This window comes from Cupriavidus sp. FW305-26 (genome assembly GCF_058787975.1).
Window position 1 is genome coordinate 57,507 of the sequence record NZ_JBYTAH010000022.1, and the last position, 19,900, is coordinate 77,406.

The 19,900-nt window shown below is 64.7% G+C and carries 15 protein-coding genes; 10 read left to right on the top strand and 5 right to left on the bottom strand.

Annotated elements, in window-relative coordinates; all coding sequences use genetic code 11:
* Nucleotide 1 precedes the first annotated feature (1 nt).
* The 5 genes from AC3WQZ_RS14590 (at nucleotide 2) to AC3WQZ_RS14610 (ending at nucleotide 7,068) form a co-directional block, all read left to right on the top strand.
* The gene (locus tag AC3WQZ_RS14590; RefSeq protein ID WP_010813782.1) at nucleotides 2–1,114 is read left to right on the top strand and encodes an efflux RND transporter periplasmic adaptor subunit; all 1,113 of its coding nucleotides are present in this window, start codon (nucleotides 2–4) and stop codon (nucleotides 1,112–1,114) included.
* A gap of 11 nt (nucleotides 1,115–1,125) precedes the next feature.
* On the top strand, nucleotides 1,126–4,371 hold the full coding sequence (locus AC3WQZ_RS14595; RefSeq protein WP_492300779.1) for an efflux RND transporter permease subunit: 3,246 nt from the start codon (nucleotides 1,126–1,128) through the stop codon (nucleotides 4,369–4,371).
* A gap of 113 nt (nucleotides 4,372–4,484) precedes the next feature.
* Nucleotides 4,485–5,138 carry a protein-L-isoaspartate O-methyltransferase family protein gene (locus AC3WQZ_RS14600; protein WP_010813784.1) on the top strand — a complete coding sequence of 218 codons (654 nt, stop codon included), beginning with the start codon at nucleotides 4,485–4,487 and terminating at the stop codon, nucleotides 5,136–5,138.
* A 13-nt stretch (nucleotides 5,139–5,151) separates the two neighbouring features.
* On the top strand, nucleotides 5,152–5,475 hold the full coding sequence (locus AC3WQZ_RS14605) for a rhodanese-like domain-containing protein (RefSeq protein WP_492292790.1): 324 nt from the start codon (nucleotides 5,152–5,154) through the stop codon (nucleotides 5,473–5,475).
* Nucleotides 5,476–5,550: 75 nt separating this feature from the next.
* Nucleotides 5,551–7,068, top strand: coding sequence for a TolC family outer membrane protein (locus tag AC3WQZ_RS14610; RefSeq protein ID WP_492300781.1), 1,518 nt, complete (start codon nucleotides 5,551–5,553; stop codon nucleotides 7,066–7,068).
* Between the two features lie 67 nt (nucleotides 7,069–7,135).
* On the opposite strand, the gene AC3WQZ_RS14615 is transcribed toward AC3WQZ_RS14610, so the two are convergent.
* Entirely contained in the window at nucleotides 7,136–7,960 is an 825-nt protein-coding gene (locus tag AC3WQZ_RS14615; RefSeq protein ID WP_492300782.1) for an META and DUF4377 domain-containing protein, read from the bottom strand.
* Nucleotides 7,961–8,316: 356 nt separating this feature from the next.
* On the opposite strand from AC3WQZ_RS14615, the gene AC3WQZ_RS14620 reads away from it, so the two are divergent.
* Both AC3WQZ_RS14620 and AC3WQZ_RS14625 read left to right on the top strand, forming a co-directional pair.
* Nucleotides 8,317–9,606 (top strand): O-antigen ligase family protein, encoded by a 1,290-nt coding sequence (locus AC3WQZ_RS14620; RefSeq protein ID WP_492300784.1) that lies wholly within the window; start codon nucleotides 8,317–8,319, stop codon nucleotides 9,604–9,606.
* The gene (locus AC3WQZ_RS14625; RefSeq protein WP_037023568.1) at nucleotides 9,603–10,694 is read left to right on the top strand and encodes a glycosyltransferase family 4 protein; all 1,092 of its coding nucleotides are present in this window, start codon (nucleotides 9,603–9,605) and stop codon (nucleotides 10,692–10,694) included. Before AC3WQZ_RS14620 ends, AC3WQZ_RS14625 begins: the two co-directional genes overlap by 4 nt.
* 8 nt (nucleotides 10,695–10,702) lie before the next feature.
* Here AC3WQZ_RS14625 and waaA read toward each other — a convergent pair whose 3' ends face one another.
* Genes waaA through AC3WQZ_RS14640 form a run of 3 tightly spaced genes read right to left on the bottom strand, consistent with a single transcriptional unit; the run spans nucleotide 10,703 to nucleotide 14,464 of the window.
* Nucleotides 10,703–11,992 carry a lipid IV(A) 3-deoxy-D-manno-octulosonic acid transferase gene (waaA, locus tag AC3WQZ_RS14630; RefSeq protein ID WP_010813790.1) on the bottom strand — a complete coding sequence of 430 codons (1,290 nt, stop codon included), beginning with the start codon at nucleotides 11,990–11,992 and terminating at the stop codon, nucleotides 10,703–10,705.
* On the bottom strand, nucleotides 11,992–13,098 hold the full coding sequence (gene waaC / locus AC3WQZ_RS14635; protein ID WP_010813791.1) for a lipopolysaccharide heptosyltransferase I: 1,107 nt from the start codon (nucleotides 13,096–13,098) through the stop codon (nucleotides 11,992–11,994). The genes waaA and waaC overlap by 1 nt, the downstream gene beginning before the upstream one ends.
* Nucleotides 13,079–14,464 (bottom strand): phosphomannomutase/phosphoglucomutase, encoded by a 1,386-nt coding sequence (locus AC3WQZ_RS14640; protein WP_010813792.1) that lies wholly within the window; start codon nucleotides 14,462–14,464, stop codon nucleotides 13,079–13,081. The genes waaC and AC3WQZ_RS14640 overlap by 20 nt, the downstream gene beginning before the upstream one ends.
* 413 nt (nucleotides 14,465–14,877) lie before the next feature.
* Here AC3WQZ_RS14640 and AC3WQZ_RS14645 point away from each other — a divergent pair, with 413 nt between their 5' ends.
* The 3 genes from AC3WQZ_RS14645 to AC3WQZ_RS14655 are packed head-to-tail and all read left to right on the top strand — an operon-like array spanning nucleotide 14,878 to nucleotide 18,580.
* On the top strand, nucleotides 14,878–16,194 hold the full coding sequence (locus tag AC3WQZ_RS14645; protein WP_035816666.1) for a sugar transferase: 1,317 nt from the start codon (nucleotides 14,878–14,880) through the stop codon (nucleotides 16,192–16,194).
* A 32-nt stretch (nucleotides 16,195–16,226) separates the two neighbouring features.
* Nucleotides 16,227–17,360, top strand: coding sequence for a glycosyltransferase (locus tag AC3WQZ_RS14650; RefSeq protein ID WP_037023649.1), 1,134 nt, complete (start codon nucleotides 16,227–16,229; stop codon nucleotides 17,358–17,360).
* The gene (locus AC3WQZ_RS14655; RefSeq protein ID WP_037023566.1) at nucleotides 17,345–18,580 is read left to right on the top strand and encodes an oligosaccharide flippase family protein; all 1,236 of its coding nucleotides are present in this window, start codon (nucleotides 17,345–17,347) and stop codon (nucleotides 18,578–18,580) included. The genes AC3WQZ_RS14650 and AC3WQZ_RS14655 overlap by 16 nt, the downstream gene beginning before the upstream one ends.
* A gap of 171 nt (nucleotides 18,581–18,751) precedes the next feature.
* On the opposite strand, the gene AC3WQZ_RS14660 is transcribed toward AC3WQZ_RS14655, so the two are convergent.
* Nucleotides 18,752–19,819 carry a glycosyl transferase gene (locus AC3WQZ_RS14660; protein WP_010813796.1) on the bottom strand — a complete coding sequence of 356 codons (1,068 nt, stop codon included), beginning with the start codon at nucleotides 19,817–19,819 and terminating at the stop codon, nucleotides 18,752–18,754.
* Nucleotides 19,820–19,900: the final 81 nt, after the last annotated feature.

The window sequence follows — 19,900 nt, forward strand, 5'->3', positions numbered from 1 at the left end:
CATGAAGCGCAAGACCCTGCTGATCACCGCCGCCTGCATCGCCATCGCGCTGACCGCCACGGTCGCCGTGCGCAAGGCCGGCAGCGCGCGTCAGCCGCAGGCGCCGGCCCAGGCCGCCGTCAACGTGGTGGAATTCCTGCAGACCGACCTGGTCAGCGTGGCGCGCCAGGACCTGCGGGTGTCGCTGCCGCTGTCGGGCAGCCTGCGTGCGCTGAACCAGGCCTCGGTCAAGGCCAAGGTCTCCGGCGAGGTCAAGGCGGTGCTGGTACGTGAGGGCGAGCCGGTGCGCGCCGGCCAGGTGATCGTGCGCATCGATCCCACCGAGTACGAGGCCAGGGTAGCGCAGGCGCGCGGCCAGATGCTGGCCACGCGCGGGCAGTTCGAGAACTCGCGCCAGACCTGGGAGCGCAACCGCGAGCTGGTCGGCAAGGGCTTTATCTCCAGGACCGCGTTCGACAAGTACCAGGCCGACCTGGACGTTGCCCGCGCCAACCTTGACGCGGCCCAGGGCGGCCTGGCGGTGGCGCAGAAGGCGCTGGCCGACACCGTGGTCAAGGCCCCGCTCGACGGCATGGTGGCCGCGCGCACGGTGCAGCCGGGCGAGAAGGTCTCGCCGGATACGCGCCTGGTCGACGTGGTCGACCTGCGCGTGCTGGAACTGGAAGCGCCGATTCCGATGGCGGACGTGGCGCGCGCCGCGGTCGGCCAGCCGGTGGCGCTGGACGTGGAAGGCGCCGGCCGCTTCACCGGCAAGCTGGTGCGCATCAACCCGGCAGTCAGCCAGGGCACGCGCAGCATCATGGTCTATATCCGCGTCGAGAATGCAGACCAGACGCTGCGCGCCGGCATGTTCGCGCGCGGCGCGCTGGTGCTGGGCGAGCGTGCCGGCGTAGTGGCGGTGCCGTCCTCGGCGGTGCGCACGGAAGGCGAGCGCGCCTTTGTCTATGCCATCGACAAGGACACCCTGGCCGAGCGCCCGGTGCAGCTTGGCATCCGCGACGAGGCCAGCGGCATGGTGGAGATCGTCTCGGGGCTGGACGCGGGCACCGAGATCGTCCGCAACAACCTCGGCACGCTGCGCAGCGGCAGCCAGGTCAAGCGCGTCAAGGCATAAGGGCCCGCGCCATGTGGTTCACGCGCCTGTCGATCCGCAACCCGGTGCTGGCCACCATGATGATGATGGCCTTCATCGTGGTGGGGCTGTTCTCTTACCAGCGGCTGCCGGTCGACCAGTTCCCCGACATCACCTTCCCGGTGGTGGTGGTGCAGACGGAATATCCCGGCGCCGCGCCGGAGTCGGTGGAGTCCGACGTCACGCGCAAGGTCGAGGAGATCGTCAACACCATCTCCGGCATCGACGAGATCTTCTCGCATTCGTACCAGGGCACTTCGGTCGTCGTCATCAAGTTCGACCTGAGCGTCGACGTCGGCCAGGCCGCGCAGGACGTACGCGACAAGATCGCGCTGATCCGCCCGCAGTTCCGCGACGAGGTGAAAGAGCCGCGCGTGCTGCGCTATGACCCGTCCGATGCGCCGATCTTCTATCTCTCGGTCTCCAACGCACCGGGCGCCACCCGCAGCCAGCGCGAGCTGACCACCATCGCCGACCAGATCGTGCGCAAGCGGCTGGAGACGGTGCGCGGCGTGGGCGCCATCAATATCGTGGGCGGCACCAAGCGCGAGGTCGAGATCCGCATCCGGCCGGCGCAGCTCGAGGCGCTGGGGATCGGCGTGGACCAGGTCATGAACGCCATCCGCAACGAGAACCAGGAACTGCCCGCGGGCGAGCTGCGTTCCTCGGCCACGGAAACGGTGGTGCAGATCAAGGGCCGCGTGCCCACCCCCGACGCGTTCCGCCAGATCATCGTCGCGCGCCGCGCCGGACAGCCGGTCACGCTGGGCGAGATTGCCGATGTGCGCGACGGCCAGGAAGAGCAGGAAAGCCTGGCGCTGCTGGACGGCAAGCGCGCCCTGTTCCTGTCGGTGGTGAAGGCGCGGGGACAGAACACGGTCGATACCGTCGACGGCCTGGTGCGCATGACCGAGGAAACACGCAAGCTGGTGCCGGCCGGGGTGCAGCTGAATGTGGTCAACGACACCGCGCGCGGCATCCGCAGCAGCGTCAAGGAGGTGCGATCGACGCTGCTGGAAGGCGCCTTCCTGACGGTGGCGATCGTATTCCTGTTCCTGGGCTCCTGGCGCAGCACGGTGATCACCGGCCTGACGCTGCCGATCGCGCTGATCGGCACCTTCGGCGTGATGTATATGTGCGGCTTCACGCTCAACGTGATCACGCTGATGGCGCTGTCGCTGTGCGTGGGCCTGCTGATCGACGATGCCATCGTGGTGCGCGAGAACATCGTGCGCCACAACCTGATGGGCAAGGACCACCGCAGCGCGGCGCTGGACGGCACCAACGAGATTGGGCTGGCGGTGCTGGCCACCACCTTCTCGATCGTGGCGGTGTTCCTGCCGGTGGGCTTCATGGGCGGCATCATCGGGCGCTTCTTCCACCAGTTCGGCATCACCGTGGTGGCGGCGGTGCTGATCTCGATGTTCGTCTCGTTCACGCTGGACCCGATGCTGTCGTCGGTCTGGCATGACCCGGACCTGCACGGCACCGGCAACAAGAAGAGCTGGTACGGGCGCACGGTGGGGCGGTTGCTGGACTGGTTCTCGGCAAAGATGGACAAGCTTGGCAACGGCTACGCCGGCATGCTGGGCTGGGCGCTGAAGCACCGGCTGGCCACCGCCATCATCGCCGCGGTAACCTTCTTCGGCAGCTTTGCGCTGGTGCCGCTGATCGGCACGGAATTCGTGCCCAATGCCGACCTGGGCGAGACCCAGGTGGGCTTCACCACGCCGGTCGGCACCTCGATCGAAGTCACCGAAGCCAAGGTGCGGCAGGTGGAAGCCGCGCTCAAATCGTTCCCCGAAGTGGCCTACACCTACGCCACCATCAACTCGGGCAATGCCTCGGGCCGCAACAATGCGCTGGTGTCGGTGCGCCTGACCGAGCGGCGCTCGCGCCAGCTGTCCACCGCGCAGCTCAACCCGCTGATCCGGCAGCGCCTGGCGGGCATTGCCGGCATCACGCTGACGATGGTGGGCATGCCCGACGGCGCCGGCGGCCAGAAGGCGATCCAGGTATCGATCCAGGGCGATGACCTGGACGAACTGCGGCGCCTGTCCAGGGAAGCCGGCACGCGCATGAAGGCGATCCGCGGCCTGGCCGACCTGGATTCGAGCATGAAGGACGACCGCCCCACCATCGAGGTGCGCATCCGGCGCGAGCTGGCCTCGGACCTGGGCGTGGGCGTGGCGCAGATCGGCAATGCCCTGCGCCCGCTGCTGGCCGGCGACGCCATCAGCTCATGGCGCGCGCCCGATGACGAGAACTACGACGTGCGCGTGCGCCTGCCCAGGGACGCGCGCACCGGCATGGCCGACCTGAGCGCGCTGATGATCGCCAGCAGCCAGACCAACGCCGACGGCTCGCCCAGGATGGTGCCGCTGCGCCAGATCGCCGAGCTGGCGCCGACCACCGGCGCCAACCAGATCAGCCGGCGCGACCTGAACCGCGAGGTCGAGCTGACCGCCAACGTGGCCGGGCGCTCGGCCGGCGAAGTCGCGCGCGACGTCAAGGCCGCGCTGGACGGCATGAACTGGCCGGCCGGCTACAAGTACCGCTTTGGCGGGTCGACCAAGTCGATGAACGAGTCCTTCGGCTACGCCGTGTCGGCGCTGGCGCTGGCGGTGATCTTCATCTACATGATCCTGGCCTCGCAGTTCGCCAGCTTCTTCCAGCCGATCGCCATCATGACCTCGCTGCCGCTGACGCTGGTCGGCGTGTTCGCGGCGCTGCTGCTGTTCCGCTCGACGCTGAACATGTTCTCGATCATCGGCTTCATCATGCTGATGGGGCTGGTGACCAAGAACGCAATCCTGCTGGTGGACTTCGCCAACCAGGCGCGCCAGGGCCATGTGGACCAGGGTGGAGTTGGCGACGGCCGCCAGCCGCTGTCGCGCGAGGCGGCGCTGGTGGAGGCCGCGCGCGTGCGGCTGCGCCCCATCCTGATGACCACGCTGGCGATGATCTTCGGCATGGTGCCGCTGGCCTTCAGCCTGGGCGAAGGCGCCGAGCAGCGCGCGCCGATGGGCCAGACCGTGATCGGCGGGATCATTACCTCGTCGATCCTGACGCTGGTGGTGGTGCCGGTGATCTATACGTATCTTGATGATTTCGGCGCCTGGCTGCGCCGGCTGTGGCAAGGCAAGCCCGCCAGCGAGCCCGCAGCGCACGCGCAGCCCGCGCCCGGCCGGCAAGCGGCACCGGATCGCCCGGCCCCGGCGGAGGCCAGCGCGGAATGAGCCTGGCGGCGTCTGCAAGGTTAAAATAAAGGGTTTGATAAGACTGTCCGGCCGTGGCACCGCGCGGCCGGCGCACAGACCGACAGCGGTTGGCATTGGTAAGGAATGGCAAGATGGATCTCGAAAAAGCCCGATTCAACATGATCGAACAGCAAATCCGCCCGTGGGACGTGCTGGACCAGGAAATCCTGGACCTGCTGGCGGTAGTCAAGCGGGAGCAGTTCGTCCCGGCCGCGTACGCCTCGCTGGCGTTCGTCGACATGGAGATTCCGCTGCCCGCCGGGCAGAACATGCTGGCGCCGCGCGTGGAAGCCCGCATCCTGCAGGACCTGGCCGTGCGCAAGCATGAGAACGTGCTGGAAATCGGCGCCGGCTCCGGCTACATGGCCGCCCTGCTGGCCAACCGCGCGCGCCACGTGCTGACCGTGGACATCGTGCCCGAGCTGGTCGAGCTGGCCCGCACCAACCTGGCCAACGCGGGCGTCACCAACGTCGACGTGGCCGAAGGCAACGCCGCCGACGGCTGGAGCGCCGCCGCGCCCTACGACGTGATCTGCATCTCGGGCTCGCTGCCGGCGATTCCGCAGTCGATCCTGTCGCAGGTCAAGGTGGGCGGCCGCATCGCCGCCTTCATCGGCGAACTGCCGGTAATGGAAGCGCGCCTGGTCACACGCGTGTCCGAGACCGAATACCAGGTCGTCAACCTGTTCGAAACCGCGGTCAAGCCCCTGCAGGGCGCGGCCCGGCCGTCGCAATTCCAGTTCTGAGGACGGATCCACCATGCAGGTCATCAAAGCGACCGAACTGGCCCAGTGGCTGGCCGATGCCAGCCGCGCCAGACCGGTCCTGCTCGACGTGCGTGAAGGCTGGGAGGTGCAGACCTGCGCCATGCCCGGCATCACCCACATCCCGATGCGGGACATCCCCGCGCGCGCGGCCGAACTCGACGAAGACGCCGACATCGTCTGCATCTGCCACCACGGCGCACGCAGCATGCAGGTGGCGGCCTACCTGGAGCGCCAGGGCTACGGCAAGGTCTACAACCTGACCGGCGGCGTCGACGCCTGGGCCAGCGATGTCGACCCGGCCATGCCGAAGTACTGAAGCGGCAGTCCAGCACAGCAACACCAAGAAGAATCGACTGTAGCCGCGGCCCGCGCCCGGCAACCTGGAGCTTTCATGACGTTTGCGCCCAACGCCCTGCCCGGAGTGATCCGGACACGCCTGGCGATCGCGGTTTCCCTGCTTGCCCCGCTGCTGGCCATGACGCCGGCGGCACCGGCAAGCGCGGCCGACCTGCTGCAGGTCTATCGCGATGCGCAAGCCAATGACGCGCAGTTTGCCAGCGCGCGCTCGCAGCTGCTGGCCACGCGCGAGCGGCTGCCCCAGGGCCGTGCCGGGCTGCTGCCGCAGGTGGTCGGCACCGCGGGCGCCAACCGCACCAAGCTCGACCAGACCGCTTCGCTGCCGGTCGGCGCCGGGGCCAGCGCCTCCGGCACGCGCTTCTTCAACAACAACAACTGGCAGCTGCAACTGAGCCAGCCGCTGTTCCGCTGGGACCGCTGGGAAACCTACAAGCAGGGCGAACTGGCGTCGCTGGCCGGTGAAGTCAGCTTCCACCAGGCCGAGCTCGACCTGATCACGCGCAGCGCGCAGGCCTACTTCGACGTGCTGGCGGCACAGGACAACCTCTACCTGGCACGCGCGCAGAAGAAGGCCATCTCCGAGCAGCTGGAGCAGGCCAAGCGCAATTTCGAAGTCGGCACCGCCACCATCACCGACACCAACGACGCCCAGGCCCGCTACGACCTGGCCACCTCGACCGAAATCGCCGCGCAGAGCGACCTTGAGATCAAGCGCGCCACGCTGCAGCAGATCACCGGCAAGCCCGTCGACGAAGTGCTGGGCCTGCGCCCCGAGGCACCCATCCCCGGCCCGCAGCCGCCCGACGTCAACGCCTGGGCCGCGCAGGCAGAGACCAGCAACCTGCAGGTGAACCTGGCCAGCTACAACCTGGAAACCGCCCAGCGCGAGACCAACAAGGCCAAGGCCGGCCACCTGCCCTCGGTCGACCTGGTGGCCTCGTACGGCTTCACCAACCAGACCGGCAGCGCCACGCAGGCGATCTCCACCCATTACAACGCCTCGCAGATCGGCGTGCAGCTGACCATGCCGATCTTCGCCGGCGGCCAGATCCAGTCGCGCGTGCGCGAGACCCTGGCCCTGGCCGACAAGGCCGCCAGCGACCTGGAATTCGCGCGCCGCAGCGCCGCGCAGACGGCCCGCCAGACCTACTCCGGCGTGTCCAACGGCCTGGCCCAGGTCAAGGCCCTGGAAGCCGCCGAACGCTCGGCCACCAGTGCGGTGGAATCCAACCAGCTCGGCTATGAAGTGGGCGTGCGCATCAATATCGACGTGCTCAACGCCGAAGCGCAACTGTTTTCGACCCGGCGCGACCTGGCCAAGGCCCGCTACGACACCATCATGAACGGCCTGAGGCTGAAGGCCTCCACTGGCGTGCTGCAGGAAGCCGATGTGGTGCAGATCAACACCCTGCTGACCTCTTCGCCGGGCGCGCTGTACAAGCTGCCCGCGCCCGCCCAGGCCGGCGCCAGGGCCCCGGCAAACCCGCGCGCCTCGGTCGAGCGCCCCGGCACGCGGCGCGAAGCCACGCCTGCCGGCGCACCGCGCTCCTGATCCTCCGCAGCACGCCGCAAAGCAAAACGGGCCGCAACTGCGGCCCGTTTGCGTGAATGGCGTCGCACTACTTCGCCCGCGTACGCGACTCCACCTTCAGCAGCTGCCAGCGGATCGACGACGCATCCGCCGGCGGGTTCGGCACCTGGTACTCGCGCACTCGCAGCGTATAGGCCACGCCCGGCTCAAAGTCCAGCCCCTCGATCGGGCCATACCAGAGCTGCCACGGCGCCTCCGGCGATTCGCGCCAGCGGTAGCACGTCATCTTGCCCACGCCCGGGCACTCCACGCGCTGCGAATCGATATAGACCACCTTCTCCACGCCGCCGGCCTCCACGCTCGCACCGCGCCTGCCCACGCCTTCGCGCTCGACAAACTGCAGCAGGTCGCCGCCGGCAGTCTTCCAGATGATCTGCCGGCCCGTGCTGCCCGCCGACGGCTGCGTGCCGACCGTGGCAAACGGCGTCTGCATCGCCTTGAGCAACGCCGATTCCAGTTCCATGCGCGGCGGCGGGCAAGCCATGCGCGTGCCGGCGATGCGGTCGAAGCGGATGCCGGTATCGGTCTTGCCATAGCTGCCGGTAAAGCGGTTGCAGCCACTGGTACCGCTGACCGTGCCCTGCGCGGCATCGATGCCCTCATTGAACTCAAAAATGATGGGCTGGCCGTAGTCGCCGTGCGGGATATCGCGCTGCGCGCCGTCGGGCTGCTGCCAGCGCACCAGTTCCCAGCGGCTGGGGCCGGAGGGTTGGGTCTGGTTGAGGTTGGTGCCGGCGGAGGGGAGGTCAGGCGCCGGCGCGGTCGTGCAGGCCCCGAGCATGGCTGCCACCAGCAAGGCGGCCGCGCTGCGGGCAGCCAGGGAGAAGGAGAACAGGCTGGTACGGCTGTGCATGAAGGACTCCTGTAACAGGCCGCTCAAGACGGCCGCATGGATGCAATCGACAGATCTGACAAAGGGCATGCCGAAAAGTGCACCCTACTGATACATCAGTTTAGCAAGGCGGTTGCGCCAAAGCGCCGGTGAAGCATCGATTGAATCACATACATTCTGTAACGTCCCAACCGGTTCGGCGGGCTAGGATGCGAAACATCAAGAAATCCCACCCTGACCATCCGATATAATTGCCTCGCCCGGCGCAGCAATGTGACCGACAGGCTCCGCTGCCCAACAGGCGGCGACAAAATAATAAGAAGGATGGATCGGCCCGCATCCCGAGTGCACAACCCTTCCTCCGGAAACCTCTCTCCATGCTCTTGATGACGAGATTGCAGAGATCCCAATCGTATGGGGTCGACAAAGCTCTGTACCTGGCCGCCTGTGCCGTTCTGGCAGCGTTCCCTGCGCTGATGTTTGTCAAGCCGACGGTTAGCAACCTCTGCTACGGACTCCTGCTCGGCTGGAGCGCCATCACTCTCGTTGCCGGCGGGCGCGCGGGCCGGGCGGAATGTGGGGAGCTGCTGCGCAGGTACTGGTTCTTCATGCTGGCCATGGCGGCGTTACCGCTGGCAGTGCTGTTGCAGCAACTGCTGTCGGGGGCGGAGGAGCCGCATGTTTCTTACCTTTACCTGCGCTTTGCCTTGTTCATTCCGTTGGTTTTTGGGATGGTACGGCTTGGCAGGGGTGGGATGCGGAGCGTGCAGTGGGGTTTCGTGGTCTGTGCACTCCTTTCCGCGGCCTGGATCCACGAGGCGACAGCTGCCGGTCGCCCAGTTCACGTAGGGTCTTCCAATATCATTCCCCTTAGCAATCTTTCCATGCTGATGGGAATACTCGCCCTGATTTCAATTGGATGGGATCGGCGCAGGGACTATTTGCAATCGGGCCTGAAGCTGCTGGCCGGCTTTGCCGGCCTGTACGCCTCATACATGAGTGGCACGCGTGGCGGCTGGCTCGCCATCCCGGTGCTGGCGATCATTGCGTTGGCAGCATCTCGCAGATTGACTCGCCTACACAAGGCCGCCGCCCTCGCAGGACTGGCCGGTCTTATGACCCTCACCTGGTTCGGCAGCGCCTGGGTGCAGCAGCGCACGACAGAGGTTGTATCCGAACTGTCTCAATTTGATCACCATGTAACACTGGACACGTCGATCGGTATACGGCTACAGCTGTGGCGAGAATCGCTCCAGATGGTGCAGGCCCATCCCTGGACCGGCGTGGGGCCGGAGAACTTCGAGCGGACCCTGCAGACGCTTGCGGCGCAGCATGAGATCTCCCCACTCGCTGCCAGCATGCCGCATTCACACAACGAACTCCTGCATGCTACGGCCACACTCGGCATCCCGGGCCTATTGGCAATCCTTGCTCTGTATCTGGTACCGGCCGCCTTCTTCCTGCGCCATCTTGGCAATGCCGACCGGGGCACGCAGGTTGCCAGCGCCATGGGCCTGGCCCTGTGCTGCGGCTTCATGGTGTTCGGCCTGACCGAGGTCATGTTCGCCACGACCCTGGTCAATGCCTTCTACAGCCTGATCATGGCCGTTTGCTTTGCCTATGTGGTTGCGCGCAAGGACGCATTGCCCGCGCGGGCGGCCAGTTGAGCCAGGACTCACGACGCAACATCTGCTTCCTGACCGGTACCTTGAATGCGATGGCCGGCGCGGAGCGGATGACCGCAACGATCGCCAATGCGCTGGCCGATCTTGGCCATCGTGTCACGATCCTGAGCCTCTGGGATGCTGCCAGCCGGTTCCCTCTGCATCCACGCGTGCGCCATGAAGCGCTGTTCGCGCAACGGCCCTCCTTCAAACGCGCCTATTTCGCCACGGTCGCCGGCATCCGCAGGCACTGCACCGCGCATCGCATCGATGTGCTGGTACAGGTCGACACCATGCTCGAACTCTTCGTGCTGCCTGCCACCCTCGGCCTGGGCCTGCACCATATCGCGTGGGAGCATTGCCACTTCGACGAGGATCTCGGCAAACCGGCGCGCAAGGTGGCACGTCGGCTGGCCGCGCAGTTCTGCCGGCAGGTGGTCGTGCTGACAGAACGGGACCGCCGCCGCTGGCTTGAGGCACTGCGGCCGCGCAGCGAGGTAGTCTGCCTGCCGAATCCGTTGCCATTTCCGATGCCGGCCGAACCCGCGCCACGCATGCAGAAGACCGTGCTGGCCATGGGCCGGCTGGTCCCGGCGAAAGGTTTCGATGTCTTGCTGCGCGCCTGGCAGAAGGTGGTGGAAGCGGAACCGGAATGGCAACTGGTCATCCACGGCGAAGGCGAAGCGCGCGCTGCCCTCACTGCACTGGTCGGCCAGTTGCAACTGCAAGGCCGGGCCAGCCTGCCGGGCATCTGCCAGGATCCGGCGCAGGCCTACGGGCGTGCATCGGTCTTCTGCCTGAGTTCGCGCTATGAGGGATTCGGGCTGGTGCTGATCGAAGCGATGGCCTTTGGCCTGCCGATCGTATCAACCGATTGCGAGACCGGACCCCGCGAACTGCTCACCCCGGGGCAGGATGCGCTGGTGGTTGCCGCGGATGACGCCGATGCGCTGGCCAAGGCGCTGCTGGCGGTGATCCGCCAACCGGAACTGGCGAGCCGCCTTGGCGCCAGTGGCCGCCACAAGGCAAGCCATTTCACGCTGGAACGGCTTGCCTTGCAGTGGGATGCCCTGGTCAAGGCACCAGGGTAAGCGCCGGATCAGCCTTCCAGCGCCGGGGCCAGCGCAGCGAGGGTGCGCACGGTGGCGCCCCGATGCAGACCCGCAAAGGTCTGCGCATGCGCGCGCATATCGGCCAGACGGGCCGGATCGGCCAGCACGATTGCTGCGGTGCGCATCAGCGCATCGGCATTGTCGACGCGCAGGCAAGCGCCCGCGGCAATCGCGTCTTCCGTCGCCTGCGCAAAGTTGAAGGTATGCGGACCGACCAGCACCGGCGTGCCGACCGCGCAGGCCTCGATCAGGTTCTGTCCCCCCAACGGCAACAGGCTGCCACCGATAAAGGCAAGATCCGACGCAGCAAAGTACATCGCCATCTCGCCCATCGAATCGCCCAGCACGATATCGGCAGTCAGCGGCGACTGGATGCCGTCAAGATCCAGTGCACTCCGGCGCTCGACCGAGAACCCCGCACGCGCCGCCATCGCGGCGACTTCATCGAAGCGTTGCGGGTGACGGGGGATCAGCAGCAGAGCGGGACGCGGGACATCGCCCGCCAGTGATTGCCAACGGGAGAACGCGTCGAGCAACATCGGCTCCTCTCCCTCGCGCGTGCTGGCGGCTGCCAGCACCGCACGCGTGCCAATGACCTTGCGCAACTGCTCGCCCAGCGCAACGCCTGCCGGCGCCGGCTGCATATCGAACTTCAGGTTGCCGGTTATCTGCACCGCCGGCACGCCCAACGCCTGAAAGCGCTCGGCATCACCCGCCGTCTGCGCCAGCACGCCCGCAAAATCCCCATACATGACCGCCGCAGCACGCCCAAACCGCGCCGTGCGCCGGAAGCTGCGCGGCGACAGGCGCGCATTGACCAGGAACAACGGCACTCCGGCCTTGCGCGCGCCGCGCACCAGGTTGGGCCACACCTCCGTCTCCATCAGCATGCCCGCCTGCGGCCGGAAGTACCGCATGAAACACCCCACCAGCCATGGCAGGTCATACGGCAGGTAGCACTGCAGGATGCGCGGCTCCTTGCCGAACAGCTGCGCACCGGTCTGGCGGCCGGTCGGCGTCATGTGCGTCAGCAGCAGGCGGTGGTGCGGATAGGCGCCGAGCAGCGCCTCGATCAGCGGCTGCGCGGCGCGGGTCTCGCCCACCGACACGGCGTGGACCCATAGCCATGGACCTTTCCGGGGCAGGCTGCCATATATACCCAGGCGTTCGCCGACATGCTGCAAGTAGCCCGGCTCCTTGCGCGCACGCCAGGCCAGGCGCAGCAGCGCCAGCGGCAGCACCACCACCCACAACATGCTATAGAGCAAACGCAGCATCAGGCAGCCACTCCGCGCACGCGGCAAGCCGCGTCGTAGACCTCATCGACCGATGGCACCACGCCGTCGTCACCGACATTGGCGATGCGCCCGGACCAGTAGCCCTCAGTCTTCCAGCGCCACGTGGCCGTATAGATCTCTACCGTCGGCCGGCACAATGCCGCGGCGATATGGACCAGGCCCGTATCGACCCCGATCACCACCTCGGCCCGGTTGATCAGCCCGAAACCCTGCATCACCGAGAATCGCGGCAACACCCTCGCCTGAGGCACACCGGCAGCGATCTCTTCGGCAGCCTGGCGTTCCTTGTCATTGCCCCACGGCAGCAACATCACCAGCCCCTCATCCGCCAGCCGCCTGCCCAGCGCATGCCAGTTCTGCACCGCCCATTTCTTGCGCGCGCCAGCGGTCGCATGGAAGCACACGGCATAGCGCGCAGGCAGATCGCCCCACAGCGGATCGTCCACATGCAGCGACTGCGCGGCAGGCCCGAAAAACTGCGGCGGCTCCGCCGGCACAAGCCCAGTCAGCGCAGCGCCCAGCAAGCGCGAGCGCCGCACCGAATGCGTCTGGCGCGGCACACGCACCGGATCGGTGTATAGCAGCCGCGCCGCCGGCTCATAGCCGGAGCCCTGCGTGGCATTGCCCAGCCCGATAATCGGCGCACCGGGCGCCCGCGCGGCCACGCGCGCAACCACCGCGGTCTTGAGCAAACCCTGGCTCTCGATCACCGCGTCATAGCGCTCCTGGCGCAGCGCGTCACGCACCTCGCCCACCTCGCGCCAGGTGCCGCCCTGCAGGATGCGCTTGCGCCAGCGCCGCAGCGCAAACGGAATTACCCGGCGCACCTCCGGCAACAGACGGACAAGCTCGACATAGCCCTCTTCCACCACCCAGTCGATCTCGGCGCCCGGCCAGCGCGCGCGCAGATCATGCACCAGCGGCATGTTGTGCACCACGTCACCGAGCGACGACACCTTGACCAGCAGGATGCGCGGCCGTTCCGGCAGTATGAAAGGCACCGCGGCCGGCGTGGGCTGCGCCACACCGGCCGCGTCCGATGATGCCGCCGGCACCGTCGCGCGCTCAGAACGGGAGCTGAGCATCCGGCTTCTCTGCCAGGATCACGCGCTTGAACTCCGCCTGGATACGCGCCAGCGCGGCGTCGTTATCCGCCTCGAAACGCATCACCACCACCGGGGTGGTGTTGGACGGGCGTGCCAGGCCAAAGCCATCGGCATACTCCACGCGCACGCCATCGATGGTGATCACCTCACGCGCCCCTTCGAACTTCGCGTTCGCCTTGATCTGGTCCAGCAGCGTGAACGGCTCACCCTCGGCACACTTGAGCTGCAGTTCCGGCGTGTTGTTGGCATTCGGCAGCGCGTTCAGCACCGCGCTCGGATCCGCGTGGCGCGACAGGATCTCCAGCAGGCGCGCGCCCGTGTACAGGCCATCGTCAAAACCGTACCAGCGATCCTTGAAAAACACGTGGCCGCTCATCTCGCCCGCGATCGGCGCGCCCGTTTCCTTCAGCTTGGCCTTGACCAGCGAATGGCCGGTCTTCCACATCAGCGGCTCACCGCCGTGCTCGCGGATCCAGGGGGCCAGTTTGCCGGTGCATTTCACGTCGTAAATAACCTGCGCGCCCGGATTACGCGACAGGATCTCTTCAGCGAACAGCATCAGTTGCCTGTCCGGGAAAATCACCTGACCGTCCTTGGTCACCACGCCAAGGCGGTCGCCGTCACCGTCGAAGGCCAGGCCAAGCTCGCAGTCCGTCTCGCGCAGGGCCTTCATCAGATCCTGCAGATTCTCGATATGTGCGGGATCAGGGTGGTGGTTCGGGAAATTGCCGTCCACGTCGCAGAACAGCTCAGTCACCTCGCAGCCCAGGCCACGGAACAGGTCACCCACGAAGGCGCCGGCCACGCCGTTGCCGGCATCCAGGGCAATCTTCATCGGACGGGCCAGCTTGACGTCGCCGATGATGCGGTCGAGGTACTTTTGGCGCACATCGACTTGCTTGTAGGTGCCGGCACCGCTGCTGAACTGGCCGGCTTCGATCCGCTGGCGCAGCGCCTGGATCTGCTCGCCATAGATCGCCTTGCCGGCCAGCACCATCTTGAAACCGTTGTAGTCCGGCGGGTTGTGGCTGCCGGTGACCATGATGCCGGAGGTCGGGCGGACGCCGTCGATCTCGATGTTGGTGGCGAAGTAGACCATCGGGGTGGCGACCATGCCGATGTCGATCACGTCCAGGCCGGCGGCGCGCAGGCCTTCTACCAGGCCGGAGATTAGGTCGGGGCCGGAGAGGCGGCCGTCGCGGCCTACGGCGATGGATTTTTCGCCCAGGTCTGCGGCGGCGGTGCCGAAGGAAAGGCCGATGAAGCGGGCAACCTCACGCGTCAGCGTCTTGCCAACGACGCCACGAATGTCATAGGCCTTAAAGATCGAAGAGTCAATTTGCATGAGCATTACGAAAGTTGGATACGTGTCATGAAAGCGTCGAACCGCCAAATCGGCGCAGGGGAGCATTGTGCCGGATTGTGCAACCGCGGTGACCGATAGCGACTCAGGAAGTGCTCCGGACCAAGACGCCGTGGCACCTAATGCACTAGAGTGCACATCGCGGGCTGCGGCTAGGCACGCAGTTATAATCATGCGCCCCGATTGCAGAAATCCCGCCGCTGATTGAAACCACTATGCGTCGCAAGAGCGCTGAAAGCACTACAATTGTGCGCACTCATCCACTCGGCCTAGCCATCATACCTGTTTGCCTGACAAGCCGGTGGCGCAGGAAAAACTGGTTGCAGTTGCAAAACTTTGTAAATCTTTGAAGTGGCGAACTCACGTAACGGGTTGACGTGTGGCTAGATTCACTAATGACGAAAACCAACAGTATGTCCCGCTCCGCCCCGACCGTTCGTGCACGAGGATCCGAGATCATTCGGCGCGCCAGCCGGATGGTGGGCTGGGCGCTGTTAGGCCTAATGTTTCTCGGCCTCGGCATGTTTGCAGTTGAGGAACTGCGCCAGACTGGAATTGTCACCGGGCTGTTCACGCGCACACTAGGCTGGTCTGCAGCCGCGTATCTCGGCGCGTTCGCGCTGATGCTCAGGTCACTGCATTTGCCACCCGTCGAGGGCAACAGCCTTGTCGGGCTGTCCGTGACATTGGCTTTTGTAGCCCTGCTCCTATGTTTCGCCGTTCTGCGACTAGAGTATTCACGCGTGGCGTTGTTGCTCACCTATTTTGGCACACTGGTGTGGACTTGGTTTGGGTACCGCTTGTTTGTCAGGAACTATGTACCCGTGTTTGGATACTCCGATCCCACGACACTCGCGCAACTCGAACAGATCGTGAACATGCCCGGTGCTGCCCTGCCGAGTCCGCACCGGTTCGAACATATCCGGTCCCTGCAGGAAGCCACCGGGTGTGACGCATTGATGGTCGATCGGCACGCCATGGCCGATCCGGAACGCACTCGCACGCTGTCGCGGCTGAAGCTAACACATGTCCGCATGTATTCCGTCGAACGAATCGGCGAGATGCTGACTGGGCGAGTGGGACTCGCGCACATCGATGAGAATTTCCTTGACGACTACGCCAAGCACTATTTTTACGGCTTCCTGAAGCGACTCATCGACATCGTTTCCGTGGTGGCAATGGCACCGCTTGCAGTTCCGGTAGGCGCGCTAGTGGCACTTGCCGTCCGCCTTGAGTCAAAGGGCCCGGCTGTATTCCGTCAAGTGCGTGTCGGTCTATTCGGTCGCCCCTTTGTCATGTTGAAGTTCCGCAGCATGACCACTGAGGAAGATGCTCCTGCGCAGTTCGCGTCGAAGCAAGATCCTCGTGTCACCCGCGTTGGCCGGATCATCCGCAAGTATCGGCTCGACGAGATTCCGCAGCTCTGGAATGTGTTGACCGGTGACATGAGCCTGATCGGGCCTCGGCCGGAACAAGTGCCCATGGTCGAGCAGTTCTCGCAGAGCATTCCCTACTATCCCTATCGCCATCTGGTTCGCCCCGGCCTCTCGGGCTGGGCGCAGGTACAGCAGGGCTATGTAGGCACCCACGAGGAGACGGTCACAAAGCTAAGTTACGACCTGTACTACGTGAAACACTGTTCGTTTGCCTTGGATCTGCTTATTGCAGTCAAGACACTGCGAACCTTACTTACCGGATACGGCGCGCGTTGAACCAGTCCGAGCCATCCGCTCAGCCGGAGTCCTTGCGTATCCTGCTGGTGACAACCGGCCTACGCATGGGCGGTGCTGAACAGCAGGTTGCTGCCCTCGCGAAAGAGTTCATCGCACGAGGCAACAGCGTCGCGCTGATCAGCCTGACTCCGGATTGCGAAGTCCCCATGCCCGACGCGGTAGAGTGCTTGATGCTCGATTTGCGCAAGACACCTCTGTCGATGGTTCATGCGCTATTGAAAGCACGACGCTTTGCACTGGAATGGCGCCCGGACATCGTGAATTCGCATATGTTCCATGCGAATCTGTTTGCGCGGTCACTGTCGCGCATTTGCCGTCTGCCTCCGCTGATCTGCGCGGCACACAGCTTTTCAGAGGGCGGCCGGCTGCGCATGCTCTGTTATCGGCTCACCGATCGCTGGTGTACGCTGACGACGCAGGTCAGCCAGGCCAGTCGCGCAGAGATGATCCGGGCGGGAGCCGTCAGGCCTGACCGTGTTCGCGTGATGTACAACGGGATCGATACGGAGAAATTCAAGCCAGACGTGGCACTACGCGAGCGCACGCGCGCGCAGCTTGGCATTGATTCCCGCGCACATTTGATCCTGACCATAGGACGCCTGGCCGTAGAGAAAGCGCAAGATAGGCTGATCGATGCGTTCCAACGGATGAACCGTTCACAAACTACTCGCCTTTTCGTTGCAGGCGACGGGCCGCAGCGCGCAGCGTTGCAGGAGCGGATATCAAAATACGGACTGCACGATGCCGTCTCGCTGCTGGGGACAAGGCACGATATTCCCGCCCTGTTAAATGCAGCTGATCTTTTCGTACTCTCTTCACGCGTCGAGGGCATGCCTCTAGCGATTGGCGAAGCGCTGGCTTGCGGGCGCCCTGTCGTAGCCACTTCGGCGCCCGGCGTCAAGGAACTAATGGGTGACATTGGCACCATGGTGCCCATTGATGATACCGATGCACTGGCGCTTGCCATGACGCAATCGTTTGCCGCCGAGGCCGGAACCGATGGCCAGCGCGACATGCGCCGCCAACGAATCGTCACGCACTTCGGTATTGCCGCTGCCGCCGATCGCTGGCTATCGCTCTATCGCGAGATGCACTGCGAAGCCTCCGAACACGCACGCTGCACAAGGTCATGCGGCGACGCATAGCTGGCAACGTCGGCTGGATGTTGCTCGATCGCTGCTCGCAAGTGCTGGTGGGCATCGGCATCGTCGCGATACTCGCACGTACCCTCGGCACCGACGGCTTTGCGGCGTTTCAATACGCCCAGTCCCTGGTACTGATCGGGGCGTCCGTCGCGCTGATTTGCGGTAGCGAAGTCGTGGTTCCGCGGCTTGTGGCGCTTGGCGATCTAGCCGCACAACATCGGCTCCTCAAGCACGTATTCCGCCTGCGCCTTCTGGCCGCGTGCTGCGCCTACCTGCTGGTCTGCGGCTTTCTATGGGTATCCCGGCAAGGGGATGCCAGTTGGCAGCCGGCTTTGATCTTGGCTATCACAATCCTGCTTCGCGAACCCTCTGGCGTCGTGATCGCGTGGACGCAGGCCCATACGCGAACCCGGCCAAGTGTGCTGATCAATCTTGCTTCCCTCGCTTTGAAAGCCGGCTCTGTTGCCACGCTTGCCGTGATGGGAATTCATGCCGTCGGCGCCTACGCCGCCGCGTTCGTACTTGAGGCCCTGATGGCCGCTGTCTTACTCGGCACCTTCTATCGCAAATACATGCCACAGGAGGCTGTCGATTACGATGGCCAACTGACGCGTCAGCTGTTCCGCGATGGATCTCTTTTCTGGATCAGCTTTATGCTGATGATGGCGGCACGCAGGGCTGATCAGCTGATACTCAGACCGCACGTACCTTCTGAAGAGTTCGCTGCCTATGCGGCCGCAATGCAGATCGTGGACAACTACACCACGTTGGCCACCATTCTCGCGACTGGCATCGCTCCGCTCTACGTCTATGCACGGGATGCGTCCACGGGCATTCGCAATGTACTGAAGCTGGCGGCCCTCATCACCATCGTGGGGGCTGCCGGCACCGTGCCCCTTACCCTCCTGGCACCATGGATCGTGCATCTGCTGTATGGCGCCGCTTTTGCGGAGGCAAGCTCGCTATTGCGCCTGGCCACCCTTGCCTCGCCGTTGGTGTTTGCCGATGTTGGCTTTACTATCCTGGCAGCTTACCTGCGCAAGCCCCGATGGATCGCCATCAAATGGGGCCTTGCGCTTCTGGCAACAGTTGCTGTCGATCTGACTGCTATTCCCCGATTTGGCGCGAAAGGGGCCATTCTAGGCTACACAGTTGCCAATGTCCTGGCCACGCTTGCGGGCGTCTACATGTGGCTCCACGCGCGAAAGGCGCAGGCATGATCTGCGCACCTGCCAATTTGAACTCAACCAGGCGCCTGCCCATCGCCCTCCAATTCTCGAAGAATTCCTGAAACGCAAAATATTGCAGGCCCTGAGGCAGGCACCGGCGCAGAGACCGCCCACGGCGTTGGAGAGAGGGGGAATTCAGCTTCCATGTGGCTCGCATTGGCACTATCGCGAGCGAAGTCTCCGTATCCATCGGATCACGACCCACGCTCGCTGCATGATCAGCAAGTGAATGCCCGTAAGTAGCAGGAATGCGACGAACAGGATGGACTCCGGCACGCCTTGCTTCCATGCAATCACGCCAATCAGACCGAGGAGGAAGTTGCCCACCAGGAGGAACCAGACTGCCTGCTTGCTATCCAGTCCCGCCCGCAACAGCAGGTGATGCAGGTGGGTGCGATCGGCCGCCAGCGGATTCTTGCCCTGGATTGCTCGACGCAAAACCACTGCCAGCAGATCAATCAAGATCAGCCCGACCACCCAGAGCATAACGGCCGGGGGCACGTAACCGCCACCCGGGTTGTACTCCTTCTGCGACAGCTCCACCGAGAACCAGCTGATCCCGTAGCCCAGCAACAAACTTCCCGCATCGCCCAGGAAAACCAACCGGCGGCGCAGGGGGCTGGGCATGTTGAACAGCAGGAAACCTGCAATGGCGCCACACACCAGAAGGCAGATCCGGTATGCCCCCGGATTGCCAATGTCGTTTGCCAGCCATGCGAACCAGCCGAACACGATAAAGGAAAGTCCCCCTGCCAGGCCATCCATGCCATCGGTCATGTTGATGGCATTGACCACCGCGAGGACAGCAAGAAGGGTCAGCGGAATGCCCCACGCATGAAGAATGACGTCGCGCTTGTTGAGGAGATCGCCCAGCGAGTGTAGATACACCTCGCCCCACGAAGTCATCAGGATTGCGGCTGTGAACTGGAATGCCAGCTTGCTTAGTGGCGGAATGCCATTCAGATCGTCGAACAGGCCAACCAGCGCAAGCAGCGTCAGGCCAATGTACAGCGGCGTGTACTGATCATAGCCGCGCACGAACATCGCCGTGGACACCCAGACCGCGATAAGGATCGCGATACCTCCGACCAGCGGCGTCGAGCCTTCGTGCCGCTTTCTTCCGCCAGGGTGGTCAAGCAAACCTCCGCGGGTGGCCAGTGGGCGCAGGATCAGCACAGCGCCTGCACTCAACAAGGCCGCGATTGCAGGGAGCCAGAATAGTTCAAACATGAAAACTCAAGAGAAATCGTAGCGCCAAGGTCGGGCCGGCATTCGCGTAGAATGTCGGCTTCCCGCCCGTGTCCACGTTCA

Excerpts from the sequence above, each read along its gene's own strand:
- AC3WQZ_RS14640 (WP_010813792.1), bottom strand. The coding sequence starts at position 14,464 with ATGCAAATTGACTCTTCGATCTTTAAGGCCTATGACATTCGTGGCGTC.
- AC3WQZ_RS14600 (WP_010813784.1), top strand. The coding sequence starts at position 4,485 with ATGGATCTCGAAAAAGCCCGATTCAACATGATCGAACAGCAAATCCGC.
- AC3WQZ_RS14660 (WP_010813796.1), bottom strand. The coding sequence starts at position 19,819 with ATGTTTGAACTATTCTGGCTCCCTGCAATCGCGGCCTTGTTGAGTGCA.
- AC3WQZ_RS14645 (WP_035816666.1), top strand. The coding sequence starts at position 14,878 with ATGACGAAAACCAACAGTATGTCCCGCTCCGCCCCGACCGTTCGTGCA.
- AC3WQZ_RS14610 (WP_492300781.1), top strand. The coding sequence starts at position 5,551 with ATGACGTTTGCGCCCAACGCCCTGCCCGGAGTGATCCGGACACGCCTG.
- AC3WQZ_RS14590 (WP_010813782.1), top strand. The coding sequence starts at position 2 with ATGAAGCGCAAGACCCTGCTGATCACCGCCGCCTGCATCGCCATCGCG.
- waaA (WP_010813790.1), bottom strand. The coding sequence starts at position 11,992 with ATGCTGCGTTTGCTCTATAGCATGTTGTGGGTGGTGGTGCTGCCGCTG.
- AC3WQZ_RS14615 (WP_492300782.1), bottom strand. The coding sequence starts at position 7,960 with ATGCACAGCCGTACCAGCCTGTTCTCCTTCTCCCTGGCTGCCCGCAGC.
- waaC (WP_010813791.1), bottom strand. The coding sequence starts at position 13,098 with ATGCTCAGCTCCCGTTCTGAGCGCGCGACGGTGCCGGCGGCATCATCG.
- AC3WQZ_RS14655 (WP_037023566.1), top strand. The coding sequence starts at position 17,345 with ATGCGGCGACGCATAGCTGGCAACGTCGGCTGGATGTTGCTCGATCGC.
- AC3WQZ_RS14595 (WP_492300779.1), top strand. The coding sequence starts at position 1,126 with ATGTGGTTCACGCGCCTGTCGATCCGCAACCCGGTGCTGGCCACCATG.
- AC3WQZ_RS14620 (WP_492300784.1), top strand. The coding sequence starts at position 8,317 with ATGCTCTTGATGACGAGATTGCAGAGATCCCAATCGTATGGGGTCGAC.
- AC3WQZ_RS14605 (WP_492292790.1), top strand. The coding sequence starts at position 5,152 with ATGCAGGTCATCAAAGCGACCGAACTGGCCCAGTGGCTGGCCGATGCC.